Source organism: Streptomyces sp. NPDC050315 (assembly GCF_040655775.1).
In the GTDB taxonomy this organism is placed as follows: Bacteria; Actinomycetota; Actinomycetes; order Streptomycetales; family Streptomycetaceae; genus Streptomyces.
The window spans coordinates 1,530,089-1,554,583 of record NZ_JBFAKN010000001.1 but is presented as its reverse complement, the minus strand read 5'-3'; the positions used below and the strand labels follow the sequence as shown (position 1 = coordinate 1,554,583).

The 24,495-nt window shown below is 68.9% G+C and carries 19 protein-coding genes and 1 pseudogene; 9 read left to right on the top strand and 11 right to left on the bottom strand.

Features of this window, described 5'->3' with window-relative positions; translation table 11 throughout:
- Positions 1 to 58: 58 nt before the first annotated feature.
- Positions 59 to 1,225 carry an L-rhamnose isomerase gene (rhaI, locus tag AB0I82_RS06680; RefSeq protein WP_363255966.1) on the bottom strand — a complete coding sequence of 389 codons (1,167 nt, stop codon included), beginning with the start codon at positions 1,223 to 1,225 and terminating at the stop codon, positions 59 to 61.
- 269 nt (positions 1,226 to 1,494) lie between these two features.
- Here rhaI and AB0I82_RS06675 point away from each other — a divergent pair, with 269 nt between their 5' ends.
- Complete coding sequence (locus tag AB0I82_RS06675; RefSeq protein ID WP_363255965.1) at positions 1,495 to 1,815, top strand: L-rhamnose mutarotase; 321 nt, start codon at positions 1,495 to 1,497, stop codon at positions 1,813 to 1,815.
- 20 nt (positions 1,816 to 1,835) lie between these two features.
- On the opposite strand, the gene AB0I82_RS06670 is transcribed toward AB0I82_RS06675, so the two are convergent.
- A complete protein-coding gene (locus AB0I82_RS06670; protein ID WP_363255964.1) occupies positions 1,836 to 2,681 on the bottom strand; it encodes a PmoA family protein in 846 nt (281 codons plus the stop codon).
- 3 nt (positions 2,682 to 2,684) lie between these two features.
- Positions 2,685 to 3,839, bottom strand: a complete 1,155-nt coding sequence (locus AB0I82_RS06665; protein WP_363255963.1) for a Gfo/Idh/MocA family oxidoreductase — start codon at positions 3,837 to 3,839, stop codon at positions 2,685 to 2,687.
- 313 nt (positions 3,840 to 4,152) lie between these two features.
- Here AB0I82_RS06665 and AB0I82_RS06660 point away from each other — a divergent pair, with 313 nt between their 5' ends.
- Positions 4,153 to 5,550 carry an MFS transporter gene (locus tag AB0I82_RS06660; RefSeq protein ID WP_363255962.1) on the top strand — a complete coding sequence of 466 codons (1,398 nt, stop codon included), beginning with the start codon at positions 4,153 to 4,155 and terminating at the stop codon, positions 5,548 to 5,550.
- An 83-nt stretch (positions 5,551 to 5,633) separates the two neighbouring features.
- On the opposite strand, the gene AB0I82_RS06655 is transcribed toward AB0I82_RS06660, so the two are convergent.
- On the bottom strand, positions 5,634 to 6,464 hold the full coding sequence (locus AB0I82_RS06655; RefSeq protein ID WP_363255961.1) for an antibiotic biosynthesis monooxygenase: 831 nt from the start codon (positions 6,462 to 6,464) through the stop codon (positions 5,634 to 5,636).
- A 221-nt stretch (positions 6,465 to 6,685) separates the two neighbouring features.
- The gene (locus AB0I82_RS06650; protein ID WP_363255960.1) at positions 6,686 to 7,852 is read right to left on the bottom strand and encodes a LacI family DNA-binding transcriptional regulator; all 1,167 of its coding nucleotides are present in this window, start codon (positions 7,850 to 7,852) and stop codon (positions 6,686 to 6,688) included.
- A gap of 250 nt (positions 7,853 to 8,102) precedes the next feature.
- Between AB0I82_RS06650 and AB0I82_RS06645 the strand changes: the two genes are divergently transcribed.
- The 3 genes from AB0I82_RS06645 to AB0I82_RS06635 are packed head-to-tail and all read left to right on the top strand — an operon-like array spanning position 8,103 to position 11,247.
- Complete coding sequence (locus tag AB0I82_RS06645; protein ID WP_363255959.1) at positions 8,103 to 9,254, top strand: Gfo/Idh/MocA family oxidoreductase; 1,152 nt, start codon at positions 8,103 to 8,105, stop codon at positions 9,252 to 9,254.
- A complete protein-coding gene (locus AB0I82_RS06640) occupies positions 9,251 to 10,411 on the top strand; it encodes a dihydrodipicolinate synthase family protein (protein WP_363255958.1) in 1,161 nt (386 codons plus the stop codon). Before AB0I82_RS06645 ends, AB0I82_RS06640 begins: the two co-directional genes overlap by 4 nt.
- A gap of 38 nt (positions 10,412 to 10,449) precedes the next feature.
- A complete protein-coding gene (locus AB0I82_RS06635; protein ID WP_363256100.1) occupies positions 10,450 to 11,247 on the top strand; it encodes a sugar phosphate isomerase/epimerase family protein in 798 nt (265 codons plus the stop codon).
- Here AB0I82_RS06635 and AB0I82_RS06630 read toward each other — a convergent pair.
- The gene (locus AB0I82_RS06630) at positions 11,226 to 11,783 is read right to left on the bottom strand and encodes a polysaccharide lyase family protein (protein WP_363255957.1); all 558 of its coding nucleotides are present in this window, start codon (positions 11,781 to 11,783) and stop codon (positions 11,226 to 11,228) included. The genes AB0I82_RS06635 and AB0I82_RS06630 overlap by 22 nt on opposite strands.
- Before the next feature lie 170 nt (positions 11,784 to 11,953).
- The gene (locus tag AB0I82_RS06625) at positions 11,954 to 13,426 is read right to left on the bottom strand and encodes an MFS transporter (RefSeq protein ID WP_363255956.1); all 1,473 of its coding nucleotides are present in this window, start codon (positions 13,424 to 13,426) and stop codon (positions 11,954 to 11,956) included.
- 609 nt (positions 13,427 to 14,035) lie between these two features.
- On the opposite strand from AB0I82_RS06625, the gene AB0I82_RS06620 reads away from it, so the two are divergent.
- Complete coding sequence (locus AB0I82_RS06620) at positions 14,036 to 14,395, top strand: hypothetical protein (protein WP_363255955.1); 360 nt, start codon at positions 14,036 to 14,038, stop codon at positions 14,393 to 14,395.
- A 407-nt stretch (positions 14,396 to 14,802) separates the two neighbouring features.
- On the opposite strand, the gene AB0I82_RS06615 is transcribed toward AB0I82_RS06620, so the two are convergent.
- The 4 genes and pseudogenes from AB0I82_RS06615 to AB0I82_RS06600 all read right to left on the bottom strand — a co-directional run bounded on the left by AB0I82_RS06615 (position 14,803) and on the right by AB0I82_RS06600 (position 21,351).
- Positions 14,803 to 15,816: a hypothetical protein gene (locus tag AB0I82_RS06615; RefSeq protein ID WP_363255954.1), complete on the bottom strand. Its 1,014-nt coding sequence runs from the start codon at positions 15,814 to 15,816 to the stop codon at positions 14,803 to 14,805.
- 24 nt (positions 15,817 to 15,840) lie between these two features.
- Positions 15,841 to 20,511, bottom strand: a complete 4,671-nt coding sequence (locus AB0I82_RS06610; protein ID WP_363255953.1) for a DUF6531 domain-containing protein — start codon at positions 20,509 to 20,511, stop codon at positions 15,841 to 15,843.
- A 109-nt stretch (positions 20,512 to 20,620) separates the two neighbouring features.
- Positions 20,621 to 21,115, bottom strand: a pseudogene (locus tag AB0I82_RS06605) (hypothetical protein); the annotation flags it as partial.
- Positions 21,116 to 21,126: 11 nt separating this feature from the next.
- Positions 21,127 to 21,351 (bottom strand): hypothetical protein, encoded by a 225-nt coding sequence (locus AB0I82_RS06600; RefSeq protein WP_363255952.1) that lies wholly within the window; start codon positions 21,349 to 21,351, stop codon positions 21,127 to 21,129.
- A 777-nt stretch (positions 21,352 to 22,128) separates the two neighbouring features.
- Between AB0I82_RS06600 and AB0I82_RS06595 the strand changes: the two genes are divergently transcribed.
- Genes AB0I82_RS06595 through AB0I82_RS06585 form a run of 3 tightly spaced genes read left to right on the top strand, consistent with a single transcriptional unit; the run spans position 22,129 to position 24,362 of the window.
- Positions 22,129 to 23,013 carry an RHS repeat-associated core domain-containing protein gene (locus AB0I82_RS06595; RefSeq protein WP_363255951.1) on the top strand — a complete coding sequence of 295 codons (885 nt, stop codon included), beginning with the start codon at positions 22,129 to 22,131 and terminating at the stop codon, positions 23,011 to 23,013.
- Between the two features lie 39 nt (positions 23,014 to 23,052).
- Positions 23,053 to 24,063 (top strand): polymorphic toxin-type HINT domain-containing protein, encoded by a 1,011-nt coding sequence (locus AB0I82_RS06590; protein WP_363255950.1) that lies wholly within the window; start codon positions 23,053 to 23,055, stop codon positions 24,061 to 24,063.
- A complete protein-coding gene (locus AB0I82_RS06585; protein ID WP_363255949.1) occupies positions 24,060 to 24,362 on the top strand; it encodes an immunity 53 family protein in 303 nt (100 codons plus the stop codon). Before AB0I82_RS06590 ends, AB0I82_RS06585 begins: the two co-directional genes overlap by 4 nt.
- Positions 24,363 to 24,495 lie beyond the last annotated feature (133 nt).

The window sequence follows — 24,495 nt, the reverse complement described above, 5'->3', positions numbered from 1 at the left end:
ACTTGGCCTACGAGGCGTACTGGCGTACTTGGCCTACGAGGAGGCGCACGAGCGGTGGTTACGCCCCCCAGCCGGCCTGAGCACCGCCGACGCGCTCGGCGACGATCTGCTCCTGCCGGCCGCTGGCGCGGTAGGCGGCGACGGGGTCGGGGGCGAGCCCCATCTCCTCGCGGACCTCACGCAGCAGTGGGCGCACGTCGGTGTTGTAGGCGTCCATCAGCACCGCGTTGGCGGCCAGGACATCACCGGTCTGCTGCGCGTCGCGCAGCGCGTCGCGGTCGACCAGCAGGGCCTTGGCGGTGGCCTCCTGGACGTTCATGACCGAGCGGATGACCGCCGGGATCTTCGCCTCGATGTTGTGGCACTGATCCAGCATGAACGCCACGTTGGTCACCGGCTCCAGGCCGCCGTTCTTGGCGACCTCGCACAGGATCCGGAACAGCTGGAACGGATCCGCGGAGCCGACCATCAGGTCGTCGTCCGCGTAGAAGCGGGAGTTGAAGTCAAAGCCGCCGAGCTTTCCCTCCCGCAGCAGCAGCGCGACGATGAACTCGATGTTGGTGCCCGGCGCGTGGTGCCCGGTGTCCACCACCACCTGCGCCTTCTCGCCCAGCTTCAGGCAGTGGGCATAGGCGGTGCCCCAGTCCGGGACGTCGGTGGTGTAGAAGGCGGGCTCGAAGAACTTGTACTCCAGCAGCATCCGCTGGTCGTCCCCGAGACGTTCGTACACCTCGGTCAGCGCCTCGGCCAGCCGGTCCTGGCGGGCGACCACGTCGTCCTGACCGGGATAGTTGGTGCCGTCGGCGAACCACAGCTTCAGATCGCGGGAGCCCGTGGCGTCCATGATGCCGACGCACTCCAGCAGATGGTCCACGGCCTTGCGGCGCACCTTCGCGTCCGGGTGGCAGACGCTGCCCAATGTGTAGTCGTCGTCCTGGAACGTGTTGGAGTTGATCGCTCCCAGCTCCAGGCCGCGCTCCTTCGCGTACGCCGCCAGGGCCGCGTAGTCGTCCACCCGGTCCCACGGGATGTGCAGCGACACCTTGGGTGCGATTCCGGTGAGCTCGTGCACCTTCGCCGCGTCGTCGATCTTCTCCCACGGCGTCCGGGGCACACCGGCCTGAGCGAACACCTTGAATCGGGTGCCGGAGTTGCCGTACCCCCACGAGGGCGTCTCGATCCTCTGGTTGGCGAGTGCGGCCTTCACGGCAGCGATGTCAGGCATGTTCACCTCTGGATGTGCGGGAAGCCCCGGAAACGAGGGCCGACTGGCTGGGGCCATGCAATGAAACGATTCATTCGCGCTTCAAGGAAGCTAGTTCGCGGCGTCGTGGCCGTCAAGACCCCCCGGTACTCCCGCTTGACGGTGCTTGACGGTCTGGCTGGGCAGGGCTAGCTTTCCGGGCAGTAAAACGTTTCAGAAATCACGTTTCAGACCCCCGTTTCAGATCCACGTTTCAGAGACGGCCCCCGTGGTCGCAGCGAGGTGACACCGTGCAGCGCGTCTGTTTTCTCCTGAAGGTCCGCCCCGAGAAGGTCGAGGAGTACCGCCGGCGTCACGCGGCCGTCTGGCCCGAGATGCTCGCCGCACTCTCCGGGGCCGGCTGGCGCAACTACTCCCTCTTCCTGCGGGAGGACGGGCTGCTCGTCGGCTATCTGGAGACCGAGGACTTCGATGCGGCGCGTGCCGCGATGGAGGCGACGGAGGTGAACGCACGGTGGCAGGCCGAGATGGCGGGCTTCTTCGAAGAGCTGGACGGGCAGGCACCCGACGCCGCCATGCGCCCCCTCACCGAGGTCTTCCACCTCGTATGAGGACAGGCCCTGTTATGGGGTCACGGTATCGCGGGCGTCGCATCGGCCCAGGCCTTCGCCTCCGCGGTGCCGAGCACCCCGTCGACCAGCAGGGCCCGCAGCCCGCGCGTGACCGATCCGCCCGCCGGGAGTGTCACCGGCTCCCGTGCGGCCATCTGGGAGCCGACGCCGCAGTAGTCCTCGACCCGGGCGAACCACGGGTCCGTTCGCGAGGTGTCGTCGGCACCCGCCAGTACGAGCGTGCAGCCGCGCTTCTCATCGACCCAGGCGAGCCATGGAGCGACGGAGTCGTGTACCCCCTGCTCGCCCGTGGCCCCCTCGGTGAGCACGCGCGGCCCGGCGGCGGGCGGCAGGCGCCAGAAGAGCCCGCCGTACCCCGCTCCCGGACGTCCGTTGGTCGCGGGGCTGCCGAGACGCAGCGGCCGTTGGGTGGCGTTGGTCAGCGTGGTGGCCACTGTGAGCTCCCAGCCCTGACCGGCCGGGCGGGCTCGCATCCGCCGGTTCTCGGTGAGCAGGGTGTCCCCCGGGGCGGTGAGCCAGCGCAGCCGCTGGCTGAACCCGTGGTCGCCCACGTCGGCGAATCCGGCGTGCTCGATCCGGCCGTGGTCGGCACGCCGGACGTAGCCCTGATCGCGCACGAACGTGGGACCGCCCCAGAAGTTCCAGCCGTCCACGTCCTGCAGAGCCACGGTGAGGCCCAGGTGCCAGGGGTGGTCGGCGGGCAGCGCGTCGGTCACCACGGTGCCGCCGAGCGTGCGCACGGGGTGGAGGTACGGGCGGGGCGCGAGGTCTCCCGGAAGGTCGCGGCCGTCCACGTACTCGGCCACGGGGACGCCGTTCAGGCGCAGGGCCGCGAGCGTCGTCATGGGTCAGCCGTCCTTTCGGTGTGTCCAGGGCAGGCCGAGCGCGGACAGCGGTACGAGTTCGCGAGCCGACCGGCCGACGGCCGCGTCGATGCCCGGTACGACGAAACGGGGCTGGGGGCCCGAGGTGTCGGTCCTGCGCTGCTCCGGGGGGATCTCGGCCGGGTCGGGGGCGAGCCGCACGGCCTCGACGACCTGCATGAACGGGCGCATGGCGGAGAGCGGTACGAGCAGCGGCACGTCGGGGTCACGGACGTGTGCGACAAGGTTCTCCAGCAGGTCGGTGAAACCGTGCTCGGTGATCTCCACGCGCCCGCCGGCCTCCAGCCGGACGCGGCCGGTCCGGTACTCCAGGACGATGCGGCCGCGCGTTCCGTGCACCACGACATAGGGCTCGGCCTCCCGCTCCGCGCACAGGGTGACGGCAACCGTGATCGTCGTGCCCCGCGCCGTGACGAGCCGGAGGGAGGAAGTGTCGTCGGCGTCGATCGGGTTGGCCCGGTACAACTCCACTTCCAGCTCCCGTACCTCGTCGTCGCCGGACCCGCCGTCGAGGGCCAGGGCGGTGGCGGTGGCGTGGGCGAACGGGTTGGTCAGGGCGCCGTCGACGACCGCTGCCCCGTCGAGGGTGCGGCGTCCCGCCCAGGGCGCCCGCGCGTAATACGCGGCGTCCCGCTGCCAGGTGCCTGCCGCGCCGATGCCGAGGACCTCTCCGATCGCGCCGTCGGCCATCAGCGCGCGTACGTGGTCGAGCGCGTGCGCCCCCAGGCTCTGGAACCCGACCTGGCAGGCGCGGCCGGTCGCGGCCATCCCCGTCGCCAGCCGGTCGTACTCGGCCAGGGTCGGCGTCGGCGGCTTCTCCAGGAGCACATGGGACCCGGCCGCCGCGGCCGCGAGCGTCAGGTCGGCGTGAGTGTGGATCGGCGTGCAGACGATCGTGACCTCGGGCCGGACCGCGTCGAGCAGGTCATCGAGGCGATCTGTCACCGGGACGCTGCCGACGAGGTCGCGCTCCTCGGCCGCGGGCGGCCGGTGGTCGCAGATCCCGGCCAGCCGTACCGGCGCCCCGGCGCGCCGCAGCCGCTGAAGGTTCTGCAGGTGCCAGCGGCCGTGCCCGTGCATGCCCACCAGGACGACGGTGGCGTCGGTCGAGTCGGTCATCGATCCTCACTCGGGTGTCTTCGGCGCGGTCTGCGCTGATCGTAACGCTTCGACGATTCGATGGAAAGCGCTTACTGGCGCGCGCTTGCCGCCGCTGGCGTCTCGGAGTGAATGTGGAGAGAACCCGACTTAACCGCAGCGAAATCAGGGTGTTGACAGAGGGGGGTGCGCGTTGTCCTATAGAAAGCGCTTGTCGACAGCAGCCTCCCGGATTCCCCTACGAGGCGCCCACTGCACGGGCGGCATCGGGCCGCACGGCGGCGCCGGATCCAGCCGATCAGACGACGTGATCGAATCGCGTCGAGGAGACGACATGAGAAGCGACACCGTGGAGCGGCCCGGTTCGAGCGAACCGCGCGATTCCCGAAGAACGTCGAAGAAGGCGGCAGCGAGCGGCTGGATCGGCAGCGCTCTTGAGTATTACGACTGGTTCATCTACGCCCAGGCCTCCGCGCTGATTTTCCCCGACATCTTCTTCCCTTCCGGCAACCCGACCGTGGCACTGATCGCGTCGCTGAGCACATACGCCGTCGGGTACGTCGCACGGCCGATCGGGGCGTGCGTCCTCGGTCACTGGGGCGATAAGCGGGGCCGCAAGAATGTGCTGGTCCTGGCCATGCTGTTGATGGGCGTTTCGACCATGGCGGTCGCGCTGCTGCCCACGTACCACCAGGTCGGCATCCTGGCCCCGGCCCTGCTGCTGATCGTCCGGCTCGTTCAGGGGTTCGCCGTGGCCGGCGAGCTGAGCGGCGCCAGCGCCATGATCGTGGAACAGGCGCCGTTCGGCCGTCGCGGCTACTACGCGAGCTTCACCCTCCATGGCACACAGGCCGGACAGATCCTTGCCGCCGCGGTGTTTCTCCCCCTCTCCGCAGTACTTTCCGAGCAGGCCTTCGACTCGTGGGGATGGCGTATCCCGTTCCTGCTCAGCGCTCTGGTGGTCTTCGCCGGCTACGTGATCCGGCGCAAGGTCGAAGAGACGACCGTGTTCCTCGAGGAGGAAGAGGAGCAGGAGCTCCCGAAGGCGCCGATCCTCCAGGTGCTCCGGGAGAGCTGGCTGAACGTCGTGCGGGCATTCTGCATGACGCTGGTCAACGTCGTCGGGGTGGTCGTGGCCGTGTTCGGCGCGGCGTACGCAACGCAGTCGGGCTACAACGTCGGGATGAGCAAGGCCATCTACCTGTGGATCCCGGTCGTGGCCAATGTCGTCGCGCTGCCGCTCATCCCGTGGTTCGGGAGTCTCGCGGACCGGTTCGGCAGGCGGCCGTTGATGATCGTCGGATCGTTGGGATCCGGCGCGCTGTCCTACGCGTACCTCTACGCGGTCAGCTGGAACAACGTGCTGCTCACCGTCGTCCTCGCGATCCTCACGTGGGGCGTCCTGTTCCAGGTCTGGAACGCGACCTTCGCCAGTTTTTTCCAGGAGCTCTTCCCGGCACGCACCCGAGTCACCGGGTTCGCCATCTCCCAGAATCTCGGGCTCGCCGCCGTCGCGTTCCTGCCGAGCATCTTCACGGTTGTGGCTCCTCCTGGATCCGCCAACGTCCCCCTCGTCATCGGGACCCTCGCCTTCGGCATCACGGTCATCGGCGCCCTGGCCGCCTGGTCGGCCCGGGAGACTCACCGCATCCCCCTGGAGCAGCTCGGCACGCGGGACGCCGTCCCGGTCCCGCGCGAGGAGTACGACCGGCTCCGCAACGCCGAGCGGTGACCTGACCGCCGAACGCAATACGAAACAGACGGCGGCGGGGACCCGGGCAGCGGACGGGGTCCCCGTCGACGTTCCGCGTCTGCTCAGCGCGCCAGCCACCGGCCGAGCAGCCGGGTCAGCCACGGCATGACGCCCCAAGTGAGGATGGCGACGTTGACCACGGTCGACAGGATGCTCGCCTCCACAGGAGGCAGCGACGGGAGCACGGCGTCACGGGCCAGCGTGACCACGCAGGCGAGCGGCACCAGCCCGATGCAGACCACCGTCGCCTGCTTCCATCTCTTGGTACGGGACGGGCCGACCGGGTGGAACCAGCCGGCGAACCCGCCGACCACCGATACGGTCCGCGACCCTTCGGTAAGCGCTTCCATCTCTTGCAGGATGCGCCGCCGCGGCGCGGAGTCGAGCCAGCGGTCGAGGTCGGCGCGCGAGTCGAAGGTGAGTAGCGCGACGGTGTCCTCGTCGCCCTCGGCGGTCGCGGGAACCACCTCGGCATGGCTGAGGCCGCCGAGACGCTGTGCCGCGACGACCGCTTGTGCGTGCAGCTCATGGTGTGCCCGCTCGGCTCCGGGGCGCAGGCGCGCGGCGCTGAGGAGCGTGACGCGCTCCGTGCCCGGCTCGTCGAGCCGGTGCTCCGAGGGCCGGCCCTCCAGCCAGGCGCGGCTCTCCTCGACGAGCGCGAGCCGCTCCGGCGAGGCGCGCCAGGCGTCCAGCGAAGGTTGATCGGCAAACTGGTAGACGATCACCCATGTGTCGGGGTGGAGTGCTTGCGGTGGCGTGATGGTGCAGGCCGCGAAGCCAGGGCTCCGTTCGAGTGCACGCCGGAGGCGGTGGAGCCACTGCTCGAAGGCCGTCTCGTCGCCGGACCTCACACGGCGCGAGACGACGACGGTCGGGCGGGGTGTGGTGGTCACAAGCGTTCTCTCCGCTGGACGACAAGGAAGAAAGCGCTTTCTATCGTAGGTGGGGGTGCCTTGCCGGGCAACTGGACCACCGGGGCCGGTCGCTGCGTCGGTAGCCGGTAGCCGGTAGCCGGTAGCCGGTAGCCGGTAGCCGGTAGCTGGTATGCGGTATGCGGTACTCGGAAGGCGGGCGGGAGCGCTGTACGGGTCGCAGTGCTACATAGGGCGTAGGGCTACACAGGTCGTAGTGCCACAGGGGCCGTGGAGGCGCGGGCCATCAGCTCGGCGCGGATCGTGGTCACACCGCCCGGCGGCGGGGTCTCGCGGTCGAGCGCCAGCCGGCCCGCCCGCGCGCCGGCCTCCGCCAGCGGCAGCCGCATCGTTGTGAGCGCCGGTACCGCGTCCATGCTGAAGGGCAGGTCGTCGAAGCCCGCGACGGACACGTCCTGCGGGATGCTCAGACCCCGGTCGCGCAGGGCCGCGCAGGCGCCGAGCGCGATGGTGTCGTTCGCGGCGACGATCGCGGTCAGGTCCGGACTCCTCCGGAGGAGTTCGAGGGCCGCGTCGTAGCCGGCTGTGCGGCCGTACGAGCCGTACACCGTCAACCGTTCGGTCTCCGTGTCGTCGCGGAGGCCCTGCGCCTCCAGGGCGGCGCGATGGCCCTCCAGTCGGTGCCGGGTGGTGGTGCGCTCGGCGGGGCCCGTGATGTAGCCGATCCGGCGGTGGCCGAGGGCGAGGAGGTGCTCGGTCAGCCGTTGGGCGCCGCCGCGGTTGTCGAAGGCAAGGGTGATCGCGGGGCTCGCGGTCTCCGTATGGGCCGTGGCGGTACCTCTGTCGGCGCCGCCCCGGCCCTTCTTCGCCCGGCTGCCGGCGGATGTGTCCGGCTCCGGCGCGGGCAGCGGCGGGCGGCCGCAGAGCACGACGCGGGTGCCCGCGGCGGCGAGGCGCCTGAGCTTGGCGGAGACGGCCGCTACGTGCTCGGGGCTCTCCAGCGCGCCGCCCGTCAGGACCACCGCGGCCGCGCGCTGGCGCTGGAGCAGCGTCAGGTACATCAGCTCCCGCTCGGGCGATCCGCCGGTGTTGCAGACCACGGCGAGCTTCTCCCCGGCGGCACCCGCGCCTGCGCCCGCGTGTCCGCTGCTGATCTCGGACTGGATGGCCCCTGCCATGATCCCGAAGAAGGGGTCGGCGATGTCGTTGACGAGGATGCCGACGAGGTTGGAGGCGGCGGCGGCCAGCGCGCTCGCCGGCCCGTTGAGTACGTAGTCGAGCTCTTCGACGGCGCGCAGCACCCGGGCCCGAGTGGCTTCCGATACGGGGTAGTTGCCGTTCAGTACCCGCGAGACCGTGGCCGGGGAGACCTTGGCGTGGGCCGCCACATCCGCCAGGGTCGCTGCCATCGCTTCACTTCCTCCGTGTCATGAGTGATCGGGCGCCGGGCCTGTCGTCCGCCCTCCAGTACATCCTCTCACCGCCCGGACTCCAGCCTGCCGTGCCGGTGATGGAGCCGTGACGGTCGGAGAACAAGGAAATCGCTTCCCCTTCTCAACACCCCATATTCAAACCACTCGGAACGGAACGGGGTGGCGGGATGGCGTCATGGAAAGAAAGCGCTTACCATCATTCCGGAACCGGACGAGAGGAATACACGTGACACGCAAGACGGTGCGGATCGCCATGAACGGTGTGACCGGACGCATGGGCTACCGCCAGCACCTCGTACGCTCCGTGCTCGCCATCCGCGAGCAGGGCGGCGTCGACCTCGGCGACGGCACCGTGCTGTGGCCGGAGCCGGTCCTCGTCGGCCGGCGCGCACACGCTCTGGAGGCCCTCGCCGACCAGCACGGCCTGGACCACTGGTCCACCGACCTCGACGCGGTGCTCGCCGACCCGACGATCGACATCTACTTCGACGCCCAGGTCACCTCGGCGCGCGAGGACGCTCTCAAGAAGGCGATCGCCGCCGGCAAGCACATCTACACCGAGAAGCCCACCGCCACCGGCCTGGACGGTGCCCTCGCGCTGGCCCGGCTGGCGAACGAGGCCGGCATCAAGCACGGCGTGGTCCAGGACAAGCTCTTCCTCCCGGGCCTGCTGAAGCTCAAGCGCCTCATCGACGGTGGCTTCTTCGGCCGGATCCTCTCCGTGCGCGGCGAGTTCGGCTACTGGGTCTTCGAGGGTGACTGGCAGGAGGCCCAGCGCCCGTCCTGGAACTACCGCGCCGAGGACGGCGGCGGCATCGTCGTCGACATGTTCCCGCACTGGGAGTACGTGCTGCACGAACTCTTCGGGCGCGTCACCTCCGTCCAGGCGCAGACCGCCACCCACATTCCGCAGCGCTGGGACGAGCAGGGCAAGCCCTACGACGCCACCGCCGACGACGCCGCGTACGGCATCTTCCAGCTGGAGGGCGGGGCCATCGCGCAGATCAACTCCTCCTGGGCGGTGCGCGTCGACCGCGACGAGCTGGTGGAGTTCCAGGTGGACGGCACGGAGGGCTCCGCCGTCGCCGGCCTGCGCAACTGCCGCGTCCAGCACCGCAGCGCCACCCCGCAGCCGGTCTGGAACCCGGACCTGCCCGTCACCGAGCCCTTCCGCGACCAGTGGCAGCAGGTGCCGGACAACGCGGAGTTCGACAACGGCTTCAAGGCGCAGTGGGAGCTGTTCCTCAAGCATGTCTTCGCGGACGAGCCCTACCACTGGGACCTGCTCGCGGGCGCCCGCGGCGTGCAGCTCGCCGAGCTGGGCCTGAAGTCGTCGGCGGAGGGCCGCCGCCTCGACGTACCGGAGCTGTCGCTGTGACCATCCGACTCCCCGACGCCCGGAGTGCCCTGCGGACGTACGAGCCGCGGCGCGAGCCCGCCGCCTTCGCCGCCGGAGGCGCGCCGCTCGTCTCCCGCACCGTCTTCTCGGCCGCGCATGTCGTCGCCGACCCGTTCGCCGACACCACCCCCGACGGCCCCGCGGCCGTCGACTGGGACACCACGCTCGCGTTTCGCCGGCACCTGTGGTCGCACGGCCTCGGGGTCGCCGAGGCCATGGACACCGCGCAGCGCGGCATGGGCCTGGACTGGGCCGGCGCCGCCGAGCTGATCCGCCGGTCCGCAGCGGAGGCCAAGGCCGTCGGCGGCCGGATCGCCTGCGGCGTCGGTACCGATCAGCTGACCGGTGCCGACGCGGACCTGGCCGCGGTCCGCCGTGCGTACGAAGAGCAGCTCGAGATGGTGGAGGACACGGGCGCGCAGGCGATCCTCATGGCGTCCCGCGCCCTCGCGGCCTGCGCCAAGGGCCCCGAGGAGTACGCCGAGGTCTACGGCCATCTGTTGCGGCAGGCGTCCGCGCCGGTGGTCCTGCACTGGCTCGGCCCGATGTTCGACCCGGCGCTCACCGGTTACTGGGGCAGCGAGGACCTCGACGCCGCCACCGAGACGTTCGTCGCCGTCATCGCCGACCATCCGGACAAGGTCGACGGCATCAAGGTCTCCCTGCTGGACGCCCGGCGCGAGGTCGAGCTGCGCCGCCGTCTCCCCAAGGGCGTGCGCTGCTACACCGGCGACGACTTCAACTACCCCGAGCTCATCGCGGGCGACGACCACGGCTTCAGCCACGCCCTGCTCGGGATCTTCGACCCGCTGGGGCCGCTGGCCGCCGAGGCCGTACGCACCCTCGACACCGGCGATGCGAAGGGATTCCACGCGCTCCTCGACCCGACGGTCGAGCTGTCCCGGCACCTGTTCCAGGCGCCCACCCGCTTCTACAAGACGGGCGTGGTGTTCCTGGCCTGGCTGGCCGGCCACCAGGACCACTTCGCCATGGTCGGCGGCCTGCAGTCCGCGCGCTCCCTGCCGCATCTGGCGCGCGCGTACGAACTCGCCGACGGCCTCGGCCTCTTCCCCGACCCGGCACTGGCCGAGGCCCGCATGAAGGAGCTTCTGACGGTGTATGGAGTGACCCAGTGACCAGCAGCGAAGCCCTCTCCCGCTTCTCCGTCAACCAGATGACGGTGAAACAGCTGACCCTCCCCGAGCTGGTCGCCGCCTGCGGCGAGCTCGGCGTCGGCAACGTCGGCCTGTGGCGCGAGCCCGTCCAGGAGTACGGCGTCCAGTCCGCGGCCAAGCTGGTCCGCGAGGCCGGCCTGAACGTCTCCACCCTGTGCCGCGGCGGCTTTCTCACCGCGATCGACGCGGACGAGCGCAAGGCCGCCCTGGACGACAACCGCCGCGCCATCGACGAGGCCGCCGCCCTGGACACCGGCGTTCTGGTGCTGGTCTCCGGTGGCCTCCCGGCGGGATCGTACGACTTGCCCGGGGCGCGCGAGCGCATCGCCGACGCGCTCGCCGAGCTGGCTCCGTACGCGGGTGAGCGCGGCGTGCAGCTCGCCATTGAGCCGCTGCACCCGATGTACGCCGCCGACCGCTGTGTCGTCTCCACCCTCACCCAGGCCCTGGACATCGCCGAACGCTTCCCGGCGAGCCAGGTCGGGGTGGTGGTGGACACCTACCACCTGTGGTGGGACGACCAGGTACCCGTCCAGCTCGAGCGGGCGGGCCGCGGCGGCCGCATCGCCACCTTCCAGCTCGCCGACTGGATCACCCCGCTGCCCGAGGGCGTCCTCAACGGCCGTGGCCAGATCGGCGATGGCGCCATCGACATGCGCCACTGGCGCGGTCTGGTCGAGGCCCAGGGCTATGCCGGGCCGATCGAGGTGGAGCTGTTCAACGAGGGTCTGTGGGCGCGTGACGGAATGGAGGTCCTGGCCGAGACGGCGGACCGCTACCGCACCCTGGTGCTGTAGCAACGGAACGTAGTCCTCGCACGCCGGGCGGCAGTGACCACGGAAACGTGGCCGCTGCCGCCCGATGTCATCCCCGGTGGCCCGTCGCTGTCCCGCGTACGCGGCCGCCGTTGGCCGGGAAGCCGATCTCGACGCGACCGGACGCCGCGAGGGCGGTTCGGCTGCCGTCGACCCGCACGGTGGCCGTCGCGGATCCGCCCGGGGGGATCGAGGCGGCCACCGGAACCGGGAACAGATTCGGTCTGGGCGTAGTACCAGTCCTCGGGTTCCCAGTCGGTGCCGATGGTGAACGTGAGGTCGTCGGGTACCCGGGCGGGCTTTCCGTAACCGCGCGGACGCGGTCTGGCGGGGGAGCGGGTGGCGAGGGCGTACTCCCCGCCGGTGCGGTCGGCCCTGCCGATCTGCCACAGGAAGGTGGAGCGCTGGGTGGGCGTCCACGCGATGTCCCCGAGGTCGTACTCGGCGCCTCGGGGGGATGCCTCTCTGCTTGTACTGGTCGGTGACGGAACCGTCGGCGGCGAAGACGTACAGCACATAGGCGCCGCGCTCGGTGGTGCCGGGGGCCCAGGCCGGGGGGATGCCGGGGAGGCTGAAGCGGCCGTGGGCGTCGGCCTTCACGAAGTAGGTGGGTTCGTGCCGCGTCGGTGATCACCGCAACCGCCAACCGGCTACTGGGGGGCATCCCTCAGCCAGGCGTGACCGCCCGTCACGCCGCGCTCGGTATCCGCTCGTCCACCAGTGCGTACAGCACCACAGACATCGCCATCACCCCGGCCGCTGTGAACACGCCCGGTGCCCAGCTTCCGGTGGCGTCACGCAGAACGCCGCTGACCACCGGGCTGGCCACCGCGCCGATCTCGGCGACGAGATTGAACAGGCCGAACAGCGAACCGCGGTGCTCCGGGTCGGCCAGGTCGCCCAGGAGGCTGTGGACGATCGGCTGCAGCGCGTTGAAGAACAGGCCGGAGAAGAAGAGGATCAGGCCGAGCAGCAGCAGCGAGGGCTTGCCGTCCAGCAGGCTGATCCCGAAGGCCACGGCGAGCACCGTGTGAACGGCCGCGCAGGTGACGGCCAGCGGCTTGCGTCCCTTCCCCGCGCGCACGCGGCGGTCGGCGATCCAGCCGCCCACCGGGAAGCCGATGATGCCGGCGCCGGCGTTGAACGCGGCGGTCAGGGCTGCCGCGCCGAGGCTGCTGTGGGCGCTCTCCTTGACGATCTGGACCGACCAGAAGGAGAAGAACCACAGGTTCCACATCACCGCGATGAACGACAAGTAGACCAGCCAGACGTTGCGGTTGAGCAGCGCCTCGGACCGGCTCGTACGCATGATCCCGCGCACTACCACCGTGACCATCCCGGCGAACAGGACGCCGGAGCCCGCCGCGGTCAACCAGTCGGGCCAACCGAAGGTGTCGGCGGACAAGAAGAGTGCCACGATCGCGACGGCCGCGGGGACGGAGTAGCCGACCAGCCGCAGCGTGGGCCGGCCGAGTCGCAGCGGACGGTCCCCGCGGCCGCGGAAGAACACCCACGTCGCGCCGGCGACCAGCAGCGAGGCGACACCGAACACGTACAGCGGCATGCTCCAGGCCCGTGAGCCCATACCGAGCGAGCCGCCCCAGTCGATCAGGTGCGGGGTGGCCAGGACGCCTACGGTCAGGCCGATCGACAATCCGGACAGGACGACGCCGAGCCCGACCGTGCGCCGCACGGGCGGGGTGTGAGCGATCACCAGGACCCGGTCGTTGGAGTAGAAGACGCCCTCGCCCAGGCCGGTGAGCACCCGGGCCACAACGAAGGCGACCAGCCCGCCCGCCAGGCCGGACGCCAGGGTCATCAGGCCGGCCCAGAGCAAGGACACCACCAACATCTCGCGATGACCGTAACGGTCACCGAGGCGGCCGCCCGCGTATTGGGTCAGCATGTAGCCGGTGAAGAACATGGAGCCGATCAGCCCGCCCAGAGTGGCGGGGTGGGCCGCATCCCCGATGAACCCGGCCTTGTTCTCGATCATCCAGGAGACGACCGGGCCGGTGACCGTACGGTCGGCGTAGCTGATCAGCCAGCCGACGAGCAGGAACCCCCACAGATGGGTGTGCTGTCCGGAGAAGACCGGGCGAGGTTCGCTGCGCCGGGCGTCGGGCCCGGTGACCTCGGCGGCTGCGGCTGCATCCTTCATGCGTCCCCTCGATGAGAAGGCGCCCGCCAGAACCGGGCGCTGTGCCTAAGACCAAAAAACTGCGACCTATGGGAAACGTGAGAAACTCGGCAGAAAGCGGTTTCTCGCGCTGTGGGCGCGCTGATTGTGTGCAGTCCCGCAGCCGACCTTCGATGGGAAGCTCCTAAAGGTGCGACCGGGTAAGTAAGCGCTTGCCGATGCCTCGGTCGGGAGGGTACCCACACCCCGGTGCGCGGACAAGGGTCTTCGCGCGCGACGCCCCGGGACTCCGGGAAGGGCCGGTTGCCCGCTCCTCTGCGCACGGCCGACCGTGCTCACGCGCACGACGAATGAGCCGGGGTTGCTGACGGAGGGACCGGAGTTGCCGCGGTCGTGCGCACCGGGTGACAGCACGCCGAGGTCGGAAAGTGGCTCGCGGCCATCCAGGGCACTGAGTGGAGGGAGCCGGGCGACGTTTCCCTCTCGCATCTCATGGCCGTCGGCGCGGAGGTGAGAGACCGCAGCTCCTGCTGACGCACCACCGCCGTCAGCAGGACGGTCCGCCGCGGCTCATGGCCCGCACCCTTGCGGTCTCCGTCGGCAGGGCGTGGTGGACGCCTTCAGGCATACGTGCACACGCGAGGCACCGGCCCGGGGCGCTTCACCTACCACTTCGCCTGGGGCCTGGACGACATCGCAGCCGTCTTCGCCGAGATGTGGGGGCGCCTCGGTCCCTGGCACCACGCCGGCTGCTGCCTACGGAACGACGACCTGCAAGGCCAATTGCTGCGCCATCCCACACATGGCTTCGTACCCGTGGCGTCCGCCCGGGGCCACTACTTGGCTGAGCCGGGCGGCTATCGCGAACCGGCACAAGACTTCACAGCACACCTCGGCCACTTCCGGGACGCGATCAGCCGCGAGGAGGCGAGCACGGGCACATCGCCACTGCCCACCGTCACCGCGGTGTCGATATCGGTCACCTCATGAAGCCGGGCTGGAGGCGCCGGCGTTTGCTGTTCGGTCCGGTCCAGCGCCAGCCACGCCCCCGTCACCCACGCGGTGGCCTCACCCGCCCCGAAGCCCAACGGTTCCCGCCGCCGACCGCCCCGGTGCCCCAACCTTCACAGGGGCCATGGCATCACCGACCCCGCCAGCCCTTCCACCACGGGTAGTTTTTCGCGCGCGAACCGGGCCACCACCTCGTCGGCAAACGCCGCCTCGCCTCGGTCATGGGCAGGCCCGGCGCGCGCAAGACCTCCGTGAACGCGGCCGGGCGGCAACCGCAACGGCGTCTCCCAGCTGACCCGGCGCCCGGAGTACCGCAGGCGGAAGACCAGGCGGAAGGCAATGCCGGCGGGCGAGGTGGGGCGCCGGTGAAAGCAGTGGCGGTCAGGTCACTGCAGGACGATCTGGTGTTCGTGCCGGGGGTCGGCCGCGCATGCGAAGACGTTCAGCGCACCGTCCCTACCAGGGCGGACCTCCGTCGGATGCTTGTTGTCCTGAGGGGTGGGGGCCCGGCGATCCTCCACCGGGGTCCAGCTGGAGACGACGCCGCCCCATTCATAGGTGGCGATGGTGAGGAAGAGCCGCATGTGACTGCCGCACGAGCAGGTGATCTCGGCCGGGCCGGTCACGTTCCACGCCGCGAAGCCTCCGACCTTCCACCCTGGGGCGATGGACAGGTCGCCCTGGTAGCTGAGGATGTCCTCCTCATCGTCCTCGGCTTCCTCCTCGAGCCGCATCTCCCATTCCTCGATGCGCTCTTGCAGGTCGACGTCGAGCAGTTCGATGTATTCGTGCTCCACGACCATCTCGGGGGCGATGACGCAGGGCTCGGGTACGTAGCCGTCGAATCCGACGACTTCCGGGAGCGGTGGCGTCGCCAGGGCCTCCTCACACCGTGCGGAGTCGCGCCACCGCACGTCGACGGCGACCGTCCCCTGCCGGCCGTGACCATCGAACGGGCACCACAACACCTGGACCAGATCGGTACCTTGCGGTGCCTCCAGTCCGGGAACGTCCTTGGTGAAAAACTGGGCTACCGGCAACAGCGGTACCGGCGCGGTCTCACCGAGATCGGGGACCTGGTGTTCTTCGCGCAGGCCGGCCAGCAGCGCCCGGTCCTCTTCGGTGAAACTGGTCCCGGGAGCCAGATTCTCCGCCTCGCGCAGCATGGCCCGCTCGCGATACACATCGGGTACTCGTCGGCCCCGGCTGCGCGGGTGCGCGTGTTGGCAGGTGGGCCAGGGCTCGTCCGCCGGCCACAACAGCGGCCCGCCGACGGAGCTGTCGTGGGGTTTCGGCGCCCCGGGCCGGGGGTGGAGGCGGGTGCTGGTCGCACGGTGGGCCGCCAGCTCGGGGAAGATCTGCTCGATGTCCAGGGGCCGCGGCGGGGTGGTCCGGGTCATCGTCATCCTTTCGTTGAGACGGTCTCATCTCATCACGGCCGTCCGCACGCCTGCAGCGGGATTCTCCAGCACATTCGTCAGCTTGAAGCCACGATCCCCGAATGCTGATATTTCGAGTTGGATCGGGATGGGATTGCTTCCCTCGTAAATCGGTTTTACCGAGTACTGGACGTTCTGGCCTGGAATGCCATTGGCGGGATCGCCCTTGACCGCATTGTAAACCTGGGCTTCGAGACCCTTCATGTCGGGGGTGTTGGTCGGATTCTGGGTGAGGGTGACGAGGTTGTGTCGTGCCAGGGGGCCCGTACCGGGGCCACCCAGGCGGTTGGCCAGCAGGTGGCCGCGCGCCTCGTTGAAGAGGGTGCCGTTACCTCGCCAGCCCGGCGTTCGAGTCGACCCGGCTTCCGTTCCGGTGTCGAGCATCTCCTTGCGCAACGACGCCCACACGCCCGTGGGTCGGCCGAGGTCGTCCAGTTTCCCGAACCGGACGCTGCCGTCCCACTTGTACCGGTCCTGCAGGCAGGACTTGGGGACCAGGCCGAGCGGGTCGCTCCAGGTCTGCGGGTTCGTCGTGTAGGCGACGGGATTGGGTGCCGGTGCGAGGCCGAAGGGGTCGGGAGAGGTGTAGCGGGCGGTGTCGGGATCGTAGTGGCGGAAGAAGTTGTAGTGCAGGCCGGTCTCGGGGTCGGCGTATTGGCCGGGGAAACGCAGCGGAGTGTAGGCCGATGCGTTTCGGTTCCAGGCGATGGTGCCCCAGATGGTGGTGCGGGTGTGCCACGCGATCTCGCCGTGTTCACCAACGAGTTCGGTAGGGGCGCCGACCAGGTCGGTCACGATGGCGAAGAATCGGCGGTCGACCTCGTTCTGGCTCGGTTCACCGTTTTCCGACCGGCATTCGAGCTGAGCCAACGGATGCTCACCGTCGTCGTACTCCCAGGTGGTGAAGATGTCGGTGGCGGTGTCGGTCTGCTCGGCGAGGCTCGTGCCGTCCCAGGTGAAACGAATGGTCTGCTCGATGGACTCGCCGTCGGGGGCCATGCGGTACTTGGCGCTGCGGCGGCCCAGCGGGTCGTAGCTGTAGCGCCAGAGAGTGCCGTCGGGTGTGGTGCAGGCGACGAGATGGTCTTCGGCGTCGTACTCGTAGCGCCAGGTGTCGGGTTTGCGCGACAGTCGGGTCCTTTGCCGCAGGACGGTGCGGCCGGCGCCATCGTGTTCGTAGCGGATGGCACCGGCGGAGCGTATTCGGGTGCCGCTGTAGCTGCGCTCGCCGCGGGCATCGGAGTGCGGTGCCGCGTCGGGCCAGTGGGCGGCGGTCTGGTTACCGGCCGCGTCGTAGGCGTACGACTCGGTCCAGCCGTCGGCCGTGACCTGGAGCGGTCGGCCGACCGGGTCGAGATCCACCCGCCGCTGTTCACCGGTGACATGGTCGATGGTGCCGGTCAGGTTGTCGTCGTCACGGTAGGCATAGTCGCGGGAGCGCAGCGTGCGGCCCGGGGTCGTCACCTGCTGGCTGATCCGCCGACCACGCGGATCCCAGGAGGTGCCGAGGCGCAGGGGCGCGGTGGACAGATTGATGGTGCGCGTCGTTTCGCGGCCCAGTGCATCGCGGAGGAAGTCGAGGTGGTGGCCCGCCAGGCTCATGGCCGTGGGGCGGCCGGCGGCATCGAGAGTCATCTCGGTGCGTATGCCGCTGGGGGTGATGCGGTGGGTGCGGCGTCCCATGGCGTCGTAGCCGAAACGGATGGCGCGCCCGTCGACGGTTTCGGACAGGACGCGGCCCGCAGCGTCGTAGCTCAGCTCCAGGACCGAATAAGGCGCGGTCGCCCGGGTGAGGTGACCGGCGGCGTCGTAGGTGTACGTGGTGCGTTCACCGTCGACGTCCTTGGCCAGGATGCGGCCGGCCGGGTCGAGGTGGTGGCTGATGAGCTGCCCGAGCGGGGTCGTCCGGGAGATGAAGCGGTTCGCGGCGTCGTAGGTGTAGGTGAGGGTGCGGTCGTCGAAGTCCGTCTCGGAGGTCAGACGACCTGCTTCGTCATAGCTGTAGCTCCACGTCAGACCCTGAGGGTTGGTGACCCCGGTCAGTCGTAGCTCGGTGTCGTGGGCGAACGTGAAGCGGGCACCGTCGGGGGTGGTGCGGGCCGTGGGCAGGTCGAAGACTCCGCATTCGAAGCGCGTGACGCCACCCGAGGGGTCCGTGTGCGTGGTGCAGTTGCCCTCCGCGTCGTAGGTCCAGGACTCGCTGGTGCCGTCCGGATGGGTACGGCGAGCGAGCCGTCCATCAGCGGTCCACTCAAGCCGCGTGGTGTTGCCCAACGGGTCCGTGAGCGCCGACTGGCGGCCCATCGCGTCGTATTCGCAGCGCGTGACCGCACCCAGCGGGTCGGAGACCTCCACTGGCAGGCCGGCCCGGTTGTAGCGGAACTCGGTGGTGTGGCCGAAGGCGTCGATGATCGAGTCGAGCAACCCGGATGCCGTGTAGGAGAAGCGCGTGGTGATCCCGGACGGATCGGTGACGGCGGTGCGGTTGCCGCGCTCGTCGAACTCCTGGTGCCAGGCGGCACCGTCCGCTCCGGAGATCGCTACCGGCCGGCCGGCCTCGTCGTACGTGGAAGTGCTCTCCTGACCGTCCGGGCCGAGGACAGAGGTGATCATGCCGTACGCGTCGTACTGGATGCGTGTGGTGTGGCCCAGAGCATCCGTAATGGCGACCAGGCGTCCCTCGTCGTCCCACTCCTGGATGCGCGAATGGCCGAGCGCGTCCGTCTCCCGGACCAGACGGTACGCCTCGTTGTGCTCGAACGTCGTGGTGCGGCCGAGGGAGTCTGTATACCGGGTGATCCGGTGGTCGGTGTCGTAGCTGATGGCGCAACTGAGAATCCCGTTGATGCCTTCGCCACGTATGCAGCGGTCTTCTCCGTCGTAAGTGAAGCGGTACCAGGAGCCGTTGCGGTCGGTCCAGGAGGTGATGCGTGCGTCGTCGTCGTAGGTGAGCTGGAACGGCACACCGGAAGAGTTGTAGATGGCGTTGAGGTTGCCGTCGCTGTCGTAGGCGTAGCTCAGGATCTGGACGCCGTCAGGTGCTTCGTCCGAGCCGAAGAAACGTAGGCCGGTGACCCGGTCGTCGGTGGTGTCCACGACGATGTGATAGCCGCCGGTGTGCCGCACCGCTGCCGGCATCCCGGCATCGTTGTACTCGAAGGTGAGTTCATTGCCGTTCCGGTCGGTGACCGACCGGAGAAGCAGAATCCGCTGCTCCGGGGAACCGGCGTGGCCGTCCTTTCCGGCACTCGCCGCAGGCGCCGCGAAGCTGCGGGTAAGGCCGGATTGCGGGTCGGAGATGGTGATCGGGCTGCTCGGTTGTCCATCCCACTCCAGCGGCCAGCGTGGGCCCGCTGCGGGCATGACGGGCCGGCCGGGTTGGGGAGCGGGGTAGGCCAGGAGCATCCCGTCCTCGCTGGCGAAGATGGCGCCTTCTCCATCGAGTTCCAGGCGCTGGTCGAGCGTGGAGGCCCAGGATTCGCCGAAGCAGCGGCCCCAGCGGTAGGTCGACAGATGGGTACGCTGCAGGACGAGCGGCAGCACGCCCGGCAGCACGACGTCGGTCTCCGACATGAGCATTTCGCCGGAGACCATGTCGATCGGGTCGCCGTTGAGGCACCGGCCCTTGGCCGGCTTGCCTTTCTTCAGCAGGTCCTCGCCGGCGCGCAGGCCGTTGCGCAGCCCGCCGGTGCGCAGGCCTTTCGCTGCGGCCTTGATGCCTTTGGCCGCTCCGGCGAGGGTGGTGATTCCCTTGACGCCCGGGATGCAGTCGAGGGCGGCCAGGCCGACGTCGAAGAGGCTGGCTTTCCCGTCCGCGAATTTCTTGAGGGTGTCGGCGAGCACGATGACTGCCGCGACGACCACGATGGCGGCGAGGATCGGGCCGCCGATGACCATCGCGATGATGCCGACGACGGTGACGATGACCTTGCAGACGGAGACGATCGTGTCCCAGTTCTCGGTGACGAAGTGGGCGATCTCCTCCCACCAGTGGCGGTTCTGGATGCCGGCGTCGGAGGCTTCGTCGAGCTTGTCCTTGCAGACCCGGGCGGCCTCCTCGCGTAGTTCCTTGGCCTCGGCAGCCATTGCCTTGGCGGCGTCCAGGGCGGACTGGGCGGTATCGACCGCCCCTTGGGCGTCGCTGCGGGCGGAGGAGGCCTGTTGGGCGTTGCGGGTCGCGGCCCGCACCTTGGATTCGTCCGGCGCCTCGGGTCCCTTGGCTTTGTCGTACGCGTCGGTCTTGGCGGTGGCGGTCTTGACCCAGTCGTTGGCCGAGTCCAGCCGTCCCTGAGCGGCCGTCAGGTCGTCGCGGGCCTCGCGGCCCTTCTTCAGGGCCCGGTCGGCCAGGGACTGGGCGCGCTCGAGCTTCGGCCAATAGGCGGCGATGGCATCGCCGGCCATGTCGTAGGAGGTCCTGAGCTTCTTCAGATTCCCCGGGACGCCGTCGAACTCCTCCTTGAACTTCTTCGCGGAGCGCCCTGACCACTTCAACACCGCGTCCTCGGAGGCCATGTCGGTGATCTGCCGCAGTGCGGTACCGACGTCCTCGGCGAACTCGTGCAGCTCGCGGGCGAGTTTGCGTACCCGCTCCGGATCACCGGGAGTTGGGTCCTTCTCCAGGTCCAGCACGTGCCAGTCCGTCGGCCGGTGGCTCACGTCAACGCCCCCGTAACACACTCAACTTCAGTCAACGTGATCTTGCGGAACCACCCTAACTCTCGCCACTGACACGGACGAAGGGCGGTTCGGCGGAAGAACGGAGGACTTATGTGAAGCGGAAGATGGAGGTGATGGCGTCGAACATGTCGAAGAAGGAGTCCGCCAGATCCAGTACCTGGCTGCTGCCGGACACCAGCGCCACCGTGCCCTGCTGTTCGGGGACGGGAATGAAGGTCTGCATCAGCACCGCCCGCACGGTGCGCTCGTCACCGGGGATGGCGATGTCCTCGATCCCATGGGTCCGTGCCACGGTTCCCACCTGCGGGATCTTCACGGTGGTGACCTCGCGCCACGCATCGCCCTCGCGCTTCGCCTTCCGTGGGCTGATCTGCTGGGCGATGAGCTGAGGATCGGTGGGCAGGATCTCACCGTCGTCGGTCTGCGCGCCGATCACCGACACGGTCACCGAAGCGGTGACCGGTGCTTCGCCGCCGAAAGGCTGCGCCATGCAGCCGCAGTACAGGGTGCCGGACTGCTAGGCGCCGCGGGCGGCCTTCTGGAGGAACGAGGTGAAGGCGTCCCGGTGGCCGGACAGCTCCGGACAGATCCAGGTCACGATTGGCCCGGTGTGCTGGTCGGTGTCCAGGCGGTGGATGCGTACGCCGCGGCGCGCAAAAAGACCTCCACGAAGTACGACGCGATCGGCCGCACGCTGTCCACCTGGGAGGGCGAGCCGGACACCGGCACAAAGCTCACGGTGAGGACGTACGACAAGCTGGCCAAGGGCGAGCTGTACGGGCAGTACCGGTACGCGGCGGGCGCCGTGCAGTCCAGCATGATCGTCTCCGAGCTGGACGAGATGTACCAGCCGACGAAGACCCGTTACACCCTGGCGGGCACGGCCGCGCCCGAGCTGAACGGCACCTACGAGTACACCACCCAGTACAACCGTGACGGCACACTCCAGTCCACCGGGCTGCCGGCCGCGGGCGGACTGCCGGCCGAGACGATCACCTACGCGTACGACGGTCTCCAACGGCCGACCCAACTGCGAACATCGCTCGGCAGTACGTACGTGGACGCCGCCCGCTACTCACCGACCAGCCTGCTGGAGCAGCTGGAGCTCACCACCGGCGGCACCGCGGACAAGAAAACCTGGCTGACGTACGAATACGAACGCGGCACCGACCTGGTCACCCGCTCACGCGTCGACCGGGAAGGCGCCTCCACGGTACCTACGACGCCCGCTACACATACGACGCCTCCGGCAACGTTACCGCCATCGCGGACACCCCGACCGGCGGCCAGGCGGACGTCCAGTGCTTCCGCAACGACTGGCAGCGACGCCTCACGGAGGCATGGTCCACCACCAACACCTCCGACGGAGCGACCGGCTCGGGCAACACCAACGCCGCCTGCGCCACTGCCCCCTCCGCGAGCACGATCGGCGGCCCGGCACCGTACTGGCACAGCTTCGACTACGACGCCTCGGGCAACCGCAAGCAACAGGTCATCCATGGCGTCGGCGGCGCCGGCGATACGACCCGGACGTACTCCTACGGGGACGCGGACCAGGACGGCACGTCCGGCGAGGCCGGTGACGGTGGCCCGCACATGCTCACCAAGGTCGTGCAGGACGCCCCGGCATCCGGCTCGACCCCTGCGGTCAAATCCCAGGACACCTTCACGTACGACGCTGCGGGCAATACGGAGAAGCGCGTACTGGGCGGTGACACGCAGAACCTGTCGTGGAACGCCGCAGGAGACTTGACCAAGTCGACGGCGGGCGCGGAGGAAGCCACCTTCGCCTACGACGCCGCAGGCGAGCGGGTCCTGCGCAAGGAACCCGACGCCCCGACGTTCTACCTCCCCGGCATGGAGCTGCGGCTTGACGCCGCCAGTAAGGCCATCACAGCCGCCCGCTACTACGTCATGGGCGACAAGACGGTCGCACTTCGCACCAAGCACGGCGTCCAGTTCCTCTCCGCCGACTCGCACGGCACCGCGCAGATCGCCGTCAATGCGGCGACAGGGGAGACCGCCCGCCGCCGAATGGACCCATTCGGCGGCGAGCGGGGCGGGGACGAGTCGGCCAAACCGTGGGTGGACGACAAGGGATTCCTCGGCAAGCCCGTCGATGAATCAACCGGCCTGACCCACATCGGGGCACGCGAATACGAGCCGGAGAACGGGCGGTTCATCTCCGCCGACCCGCTCATCGACTTCACCGACCCGCAGCAGATCAACGGTTACGCCTACGCCAACAACAGCCCGGTCTCCTTCTCGGACCCGACCGGCCTGATCCTCTACCACGAGGTAACCAAGCTGGGCTACGGCAACGCCCAGGTGCTGCACAACCGCATTGCCCGGGACCCCGCTGCCTATCAGCGCACGCTGGCCGACAGCTGGGTCAGCTACCAGCGCTATTGGTCACAGAAGCAATCGCCGGCCCAGGAGAAGGCGGACCGGGCCCGGGCCGCGGCCAACGCGGCCAAGTAGCGGGCGATCGCGGCAGCCAAGGAACTGGCTCAGGTCGCGATGGACGAGCTGGGCATCACCGACGCCCTGGACTGCTTCACCACGGGCAGCCTTGGAGCGTGCGGCGCCACCGCCCTCACCATCGCCACCAGCTTCGTAGGCGGCCTAGTCGGCAAGTTCGCCACCAAGTACGGCCTGCCGTGGAAATGGTCCAAGGCCGTCGCACTGGGCAAACGCGTATGGGGCCTGCTGAAGAAGATCAAGAACGGCTTCACCGACTGGCTCGATGAAGGGAAGAAGGCCGACCGGCTGGAGGAGGCAGCCGAAGCCGCAACCAGCTGCGCCACCAACAGCTTCACCCCCAAGACCAAGGTCTTGATGGCCGACGGCAGTACGAAGTCCATCCAGGACGTCGACATCGGCGACAAGGTCCTCGCCACCGACCCGAAAACCGGCAAGGCAACGGCCAGGACGGTCACGGCCGAAATCAAGGGCAAGGGCACCAAGCACCTGGTCAAGGTCACCGTCGACACGGACGGCAAGAAGGGCGCGGCGACCGCTTCGGTCACCGCCACTGACGGCCCCCCCTTCTGGGTCTCCGAACTCCATGCCTGGATCGATGCGACGGACCTCCACCCCGGCCAGTGGCTCCGCACCAGCACCGGCACCTACGTCCAGATCGCCGCGGTCAAGCGCTGGACGCAGCACGCGTCAGTGCGCAACCTCACGGTGGCGGACCTGCATACGTACTATGTGGTGGCGGGAACGTTGCCGGTTCTTGTACACAATGCCCGTGCGGGGAATCTTTGCCCGCATCCGGACGCGGAAGGGCCCCACACCACTTTTCGGCGAGATGGAACTACCGGCGAGATAGACCACTACGAAACCTATGATCGGCCTTCGGACCCCCGTAACCCCCACCCGTGGGTCCCGACGAAGCGAGTCGACGTGAAAGGTAAACCTCACTTCGACAAGAAGACCAAAACGCTGATCCCGACGCCGCACGTGAACTTCCCAGATAATTCTGCGAGGGCCGCAGAGCCCTGGGAAATACCCAGGAGGAACCCGTGACTTCGCCATTGAAAGCGCTGCAGGAATGGTACTCCTCCTTCTGCGACGGAGACTGGGAGCATTCGCACGGTGTCCGCATCGAGACAGTCGATAATCCCGGGTGGATCCTTATCGTTGACCTGGAGCGGACTCCATTGAACGGCCGGGTTTGCGACAGGGAGATGTCATTCATTGACGGGAAGTGGTTCTCGGTGAGGAGTGATGGCAGCCAATTCACGGCAGCCTGTGATCCGCACTCTCTCGAAGAGATGATCGGTTTCTTCATCGAATTCTCCCAATCGGGGGACATCTCGGTGTGACAGGCAAGGCAGCTTGGAACCGCTGTGCGTCGATGCGTGTCTGCTGAGCACACTGTGATCGTGGCTGCCCGGGACCTCGGCAGCCACCGAAGTGGAACCGAAGTTAAGGAATCGCCTGATTGGTGCCGAGCCG

Excerpts from the sequence above, each read along its gene's own strand:
- AB0I82_RS06665 (WP_363255963.1), bottom strand. The coding sequence starts at position 3,839 with ATGACCGACTCGACCGACGCCACCGTCGTCCTGGTGGGCATGCACGGG.
- AB0I82_RS06625 (WP_363255956.1), bottom strand. The coding sequence starts at position 13,426 with ATGAAGGATGCAGCCGCAGCCGCCGAGGTCACCGGGCCCGACGCCCGG.
- AB0I82_RS06615 (WP_363255954.1), bottom strand. The coding sequence starts at position 15,816 with ATGACCCGGACCACCCCGCCGCGGCCCCTGGACATCGAGCAGATCTTC.
- AB0I82_RS06635 (WP_363256100.1), top strand. The coding sequence starts at position 10,450 with ATGACGGTGAAACAGCTGACCCTCCCCGAGCTGGTCGCCGCCTGCGGC.
- rhaI (WP_363255966.1), bottom strand. The coding sequence starts at position 1,225 with ATGCCTGACATCGCTGCCGTGAAGGCCGCACTCGCCAACCAGAGGATC.
- AB0I82_RS06600 (WP_363255952.1), bottom strand. The coding sequence starts at position 21,351 with ATGCTGGACTGCACGGCGCCCGCCGCGTACCGGTACTGCCCGTACAGC.
- AB0I82_RS06650 (WP_363255960.1), bottom strand. The coding sequence starts at position 7,852 with ATGGCAGCGACCCTGGCGGATGTGGCGGCCCACGCCAAGGTCTCCCCG.
- AB0I82_RS06590 (WP_363255950.1), top strand. The coding sequence starts at position 23,053 with ATGGACGAGCTGGGCATCACCGACGCCCTGGACTGCTTCACCACGGGC.
- AB0I82_RS06630 (WP_363255957.1), bottom strand. The coding sequence starts at position 11,783 with ATGTGCTGTACGTCTTCGCCGCCGACGGTTCCGTCACCGACCAGTACA.
- AB0I82_RS06670 (WP_363255964.1), bottom strand. The coding sequence starts at position 2,681 with ATGACGACGCTCGCGGCCCTGCGCCTGAACGGCGTCCCCGTGGCCGAG.
- AB0I82_RS06595 (WP_363255951.1), top strand. The coding sequence starts at position 22,129 with ATGCTCACCAAGGTCGTGCAGGACGCCCCGGCATCCGGCTCGACCCCT.
- AB0I82_RS06660 (WP_363255962.1), top strand. The coding sequence starts at position 4,153 with ATGAGAAGCGACACCGTGGAGCGGCCCGGTTCGAGCGAACCGCGCGAT.